This window comes from Microseira sp. BLCC-F43 (genome assembly GCF_041929235.1).
GTDB lineage: Bacteria > Cyanobacteriota > Cyanobacteriia > Cyanobacteriales > Aerosakkonemataceae > Microseira.
This window is the reverse complement of record NZ_JBHFNP010000273.1, coordinates 1-5811: the sequence shown is the minus strand read 5'-3', so window position 1 is coordinate 5811 and position 5811 is coordinate 1. Positions and strand designations below refer to the sequence as shown.

Sequence of the window (5811 nt, the reverse complement as noted above, 5' to 3'; positions counted from 1 at the left end):
TCCCGGTGAAATAATTTCGATAACTAATTCTGGCGGAACCGGACAAGCTTCATTTTCCATCCAATCAGGTGATAACCGCTGATAAGAAACATATAAAATTTCTGGTGTAGGCACCCAGCTTTTTCCTTGGCGCGTCAGTACCACAGCCCATTCTACACCGACCTCTCCCCTATCTTGACCCCAGTCTTCCAGCAGTCTAAGTAATGCTTTTGTGAGTCGGGAATGAAAAAATTTCGGTGACATTTTTGGTATTGCCTCACCATCCACCAATTCGTAAGTTACATCCCCTTCTGGTAGGGCGAGAAATTCCTCCAGGGTGAGTTGGTTTTTTGCTTGGATCATAGATATTCGCCCCCCTGTGGCTAAAAATTGCCAATTAAAAAGCCTCTCCAAAAGGAGAGTGCTTTTATTTTAGCTAGAACTTTCGCACAGAAACCGGGTTTTTTGGAAAAACCCGGTTTCTTGTTGGCTTTTCACCCTGGCGAACACAAATTAACGATCGTGTGATGTCACCGATGGGGCGAACTTGAGAACTGAATAAGGAAATAATTGCAACAGTTTGACCTGTGAGTGCGATCAATTCTACTTCATATCCCAAACCTTCCTGATGTACTAACACCACAGTGCCAATATCGCCCGTTCTTAAACTATATTCGGGTAAGTCGGTGGTTAAAGCAACTCGGTCTAATTCAGCAATCATTTTGATTAATTTGAGTAATTTTATTATCTCCGAAAATAGATTACTTTTATTTTAGCTATAAACTAGCGATCGCACAATTTAATATCATCTGTGCTGACATCGGTTGTATATATTTTCAGGTGGCGTAGGGGCGGGTTTTACCAACAATTTATGACGCTAACAGACCAACTCTATAAACCCGCCCCGGCTCATGATTATGGAAAAGCACCGTAAATTAAAAAACCCTAGATTCGATTAATTAGTGTAGTCGATTACCACATTTGGTGCAGAAATTGTTACTTAATGAATTTTTAGTCTGGCAATTAGGACAGACAAGGTAACTTTGAGGAAGTGCAGGAAGTTGGGCTTCTGGTAACTCGGACAGCCTTGCTTGATTTTTCAGTACAGTATCCATGTAAGCAGCAGTCAAGTGTAATGCTGACAGCTCGTTGACTGAGGGTCGAGTACCACCTTGGCTATCCACAAAAATACTTGCTTTCGCGCCCGGTACAAAAGGTAATTGGTTCTTGGCTGCTTCCTTAGCTATCTCTAAAATTGTGTAATTTTCAGAACCAATAATATCAACCTTTGCTTTAGTTACATCTGCATCGGCTTGCCCCTTAATTCGGAATGCTTCCGCTTCCGCTTCTGCCTTCTTAACAGATGCCTCAGCCTCCATTTCAGCAATTTTCACATTTTCTGTAGCTCTAACCACATCTTGCTGTATTTCTGTCTGGTACTTGGCGTACATAAGTTTTCTATGTTCTTCTTCAGCCACTTGTTCTGCTTGATAAGTTTCCCTCTTCTCCTCGGCGATTTTGCGATCTGTGAGAATCTTCTCCAGTTCGTCAGGCAGATCAATTTCACCAATCAACGTGTCAACAGCTTCAACACCATAGCTACTGAGTGCTGATTTAATGTGATCTATAGCTTCTCTTTGTCGATCACTGCGATTTTTCAGAAAGTCTATTGCTTCATAATTTTGAGCAGAATTGCGGAAGTGATTACCAACCATCGGTTCTAATACTCTGGTTACGAGATTTTTGATGGAGGTAAATTTGAGGGCGTTTATAGAGCTAGATTCATCACCAACCGTTGGCTGCCAAACTCCGCTCCCAGGGGAACCAACACAAGAAATCATCCTTGGGGCATTTTCTCCAGCTATACTAATAACCTGCGTCACCTCAATATCAAAGGCAAATCCATCCTGGGAACGAAGGTTCAAAGCATTAAGATTGGCATCATAGTTGGTTGGCGGCTTTTGTTTGTTTGACCAGTCGAGCGTAATTTGATGAGTTGGGACGATGACCACATCCATCACGCTTGTGTTGATGGGATACTTACCAGGATAGAGTGGCTGCTTGCAAATACCTCGATATCTATTTTCAACAGGGTCATGACTAGCATTGTTCTCAGGCGTCTTCCCAACATGGGAGATGACAACTCCAACAGTTCCTACCTCAATAGAAGTCAATCCCACTTGCTCAACCTTGACAAACCAAGGATTCAAGTGCCAAGAACCTGATGGCAGAACCTCCTGTTGCAACCCTTTACATCCACCTCGATCGATAAAATTCTGTGGGTTTTGGAAGTTGTCATGTCCCTGGATAATTTGACCTGCAATTTCATCTGGTGCAATTGCGGCACCATCAAAAGTCGTAACAATACCAATCTTATCTGTATCCACTGTATACACCCGTAAATCATTAGGGTTCATACCATGCTGGGCAGCATTGGCAGCAGTAATCACCGCGAACAGATCGGTGTTAATTTGGTAAGTGCCAGCAGTCAAGATTGCTCGCTGCTTTCCTTTCTGACCACCGTTATTTATAAATGCCGCCGCATCCTGAAAATTGTTGCAATCAACAACTTTCCCCAAGATTTGTCCTTCTGGCAGGTTAGCACCATCCTTGGCAATGACTAGGGCAATTTCTCCTTGAGGAACATTGATTACTGGTTGCTTACGAATAGTAAATAGGTTGGTGTTAATCTGGTAAGTGCCAGCAGTCAGGATTGTTAGTTGCTGACCGCTCTCGCCACCGTTGTTCAGAAATGCCGCCGCATCCTGGAATTTGTTGCAATCAACAACCTTACCAAACATGCGTCCTGGTGGTAGGGGAATACCATCATTGGCTTCTAATAGCCCAATTTCGTCCGGATAAATATGAATTACTGACTGCTTACGAATAGTAAACAGCTTGGTGTTAATCCAGTAAGTGCCAGCAGTCAAAATTGCCAGTTGCTGACCCCTCTGACCACCGTTTTCCAGAAATTTACGGGCATTCTGGAAGTTGTCGCAATCAACAACCTTACCAAACATTTTTCCTGGTGGTAGGGGTTCACCATCATTGGCTTCTACTAGCCCAATTTCGTCATCGGCAATCTTAGTTACCGGCACCTGATGAATGGTATCATTCAAAGACGAAGGATGTAATCCGGGACGGAGAATATCTGCCTGGAAACCTACTTCCCCATTCAGGGCAATCAGTCGGGAATGGCGAGGGCCTCCCCATTTCTTTTCGACAATGCCAACTTTATCTTCAGCAATCTTAACGAATCCAATCATAATTCCAAACAGGGGGTATTTTACTTTTGGGGATTGACTGAGAAACCTAGTTTTAGCGATACACCCTAGTAATTACCGCAAGCTGCTAATCTTTTTTCTAATTCTTTGAGACTAGCTAAGTAGCTGCTCCCTGACTGAAGTTAAAATTTTTAGTTACAAACACTTACTTACGTGAAAGAAGAAATTCGGAAAACTTGATATCCACTCATGCAACGGATGATTACCGTATCCAAATGAAGGCAGGTGTCCTTCTTTAGCATCTAAGCTAAAGGTAAAGTCATCGTATTTTAACCAGTCCTTATTCCCTCGCCAACCAATAGGATCAGCAAACTTATATACATCGAACTCGTCTGCTTTACCGCGAATGTTACGCCAAATTTGCTGCTGTACGCTGAAACCGAACAGACCTTTGCTATGCTCTACCCAGAACTGGTTAATTTGGCGAACAACAGAGCAAGGTAATTTTGATATATCTTCTTTCCTGCACCAACCCTCCTGTTCTCGACGAAGCACTTCCAGTATCAATTTATAAGTTTCCTTATCTGCTTCTTTCCACTTGCCTGCTATCAGTAAATCCCGCAGTTGCGCGTAGTCTAAACCAGGTTCTGGATTGAGGTCATCAGTTGGAGTTGGCTGATTCCCAGGTTCCGGTGTAGGTGACTTCTGTCCGTTTCCCGTCTCTGGTGGCGGAGGGGGGTTGGGGGTGAGGTTGATCCGCGACTGAGCAATTCTTTGAATCGCCCTAATTGCATCCATATCCGTACCAGAAGCAGCAGCTAAAACCCGAATCCATAATTGCTCTGCTAGTTCCAGGTTGCTGTTAACTTCAGCTTGATAAGCATCAATCTTTAAAGTGTCGATATCTTGTAAAGTCGCATATCGAGGTAAAAGAATCAGATGCAACTTATTTACAGGTTCAGCAATAGTGTAAGGTGTTTGTGGCTCATGCTTATGCTGAAGCACCAATTCCGGTACGCGCCAACTGAGATATTGATTCAACTGCTTAACGGTAGCGCATTTTCCCTGCATACTTAAACCTTCCAGCAGTGCATAGGTAAAAGCACCTTGCTGTAATTCCTCAATTTCATAGGAATATTGATTGGGACTACAGGAAAATATGCTGATGACTCCCTTTTGACGTGCTTCTTCAGCCGTTTGTAGTCCAATTCCTTCACCTGCTTTTATACCTTGGTTACGACAAGCATCTAAAATCAGGACTACGTTATCAGCACCACAGCGCCGCAGACGTTCAGTGATGTAGTTGATGGAAATTGCGGTCTTTTCTACATTCCCTGGATAGCCATCGACAGGCATGAGATAATCACGCTCAGCATGGCGCATTCCATGACCGCTGAAGAAAAACCAGAAGTTATCCCCTGGTTTCATAAAGGGTTTTTCAAAGCGTTCCTCCAAAAATTTCAGCAAGTTAGTAAAGCAGGGACGAGTTGAAAAACCCTTATAATCAGGCGAGTCATCAGAGAAAAAGAACACCCATTCAAAACCTGCTTCCTTGCGGAGAAAATCATGCATTAACTGTGCATCCCGCTTGGCATAGTTCAAGGGTTGCAGGAATTCGTACTGATTAATGCCAATGGTAATTGCCCAGTTTTTCGCCATTTCACTGTGTTTCTTTGCGCTTGAACCTGAGTGTTATTCCACCCTTTCCGCCAACTTTTCCCCCAGTTCCCAGTAACTTAACCCCACCTTCGCCGTTAATTTCCACCACCAGTTCAATTTCGTCTAGCTGCATTCCAGGGGAGTCAACTTTCGCTTTCTGTTCAGCATGTTGAAACAGCCTTCCTACTACTTGCAAAAAGCGAGTCATTTCTTCCTCTAATTTTTGCACCTGTACTGGCACCGCATTCCCTACCTTTTTCGTGTCAGTTACCGGCTTTTCTTCATCATCATCTCCCCAATTTCCCCCCACAGGAGAACCGTCTTTTCTCCCGTCCGTCACCCCTACCGGGGAAGTTTCATTAGTAACTATCCAAATAATGTTTTCTTCGCCCATCATAACTTACAATTTCAGTTACTGCATTTAATGATACGCACAGCTATTACTGATTTCCGGGTGAAAATTATTCACCTTGCAGTAAAACAAAGCGATCGCGCCGCACAATTAAATTTAAAAATCCCTTCTTTCGACAAATTGAGCAATCTGGATAAAACACGGTCAGGACGACGCCAAAAAACCGGGTTTCTATCAAAAATCGTATGCAGAAACCCGGTTTCTATCTAAAATCTTGCGCCAAGGAACTAGAGATCCCAGCAAGAAACCGGGTTTCTATCAAAAATCTTCCGCCAAGGAACTAGATCTCGCCCCCAGAAACCCGGTTTCTGGGATCGTCGCTAAAAAACCCCCAAAACAAAAAGCGCCCTCCCAAGGGAGAGCGCTTTTTGTTTAAACTTCTAGCAACCTAGATCTTAACCATTGATAACCGGAGCGGTTAAAGCAACGGGAGCAGATTCACCAGCGGCTAAGTCGAGGGGGAAGTTGTGAGCATTACGCTCGTGCATTACTTCCATACCCAGGTTAGCGCGGTTGATGATGTCAGCCCAGGTGTTG

Annotated in this window: 5 protein-coding genes and 1 pseudogene; all 6 read right to left on the bottom strand. The window is 43.7% G+C overall.

Annotation, left to right across the window (positions count from 1 at the left end; all coding sequences use genetic code 11):
* Positions 1-342: Uma2 family endonuclease (locus ACE1CM_RS35840; RefSeq protein WP_374883690.1), on the bottom strand; the 342-nt coding region annotated here is incomplete at its 3' end.
* Between the two features lie 73 nt (positions 343-415).
* Positions 416-700, bottom strand: a complete 285-nt coding sequence (locus tag ACE1CM_RS35835) for a DUF4926 domain-containing protein (RefSeq protein WP_374883689.1) — start codon at positions 698-700, stop codon at positions 416-418.
* A gap of 238 nt (positions 701-938) precedes the next feature.
* Entirely contained in the window at positions 939-3245 is a 2307-nt protein-coding gene (locus ACE1CM_RS35830; RefSeq protein WP_374883687.1) for an SPFH domain-containing protein, read from the bottom strand.
* Between the two features lie 153 nt (positions 3246-3398).
* On the bottom strand, positions 3399-4862 hold the full coding sequence (locus ACE1CM_RS35825; RefSeq protein ID WP_374883685.1) for a GUN4 domain-containing protein: 1464 nt from the start codon (positions 4860-4862) through the stop codon (positions 3399-3401).
* A gap of 1 nt (position 4863) precedes the next feature.
* Positions 4864-5259, bottom strand: a complete 396-nt coding sequence (locus ACE1CM_RS35820) for a hypothetical protein (protein WP_374883684.1) — start codon at positions 5257-5259, stop codon at positions 4864-4866.
* A gap of 410 nt (positions 5260-5669) precedes the next feature.
* Positions 5670-5811, bottom strand: a pseudogene (locus tag ACE1CM_RS35815) (photosystem II q(b) protein); the annotation flags it as partial.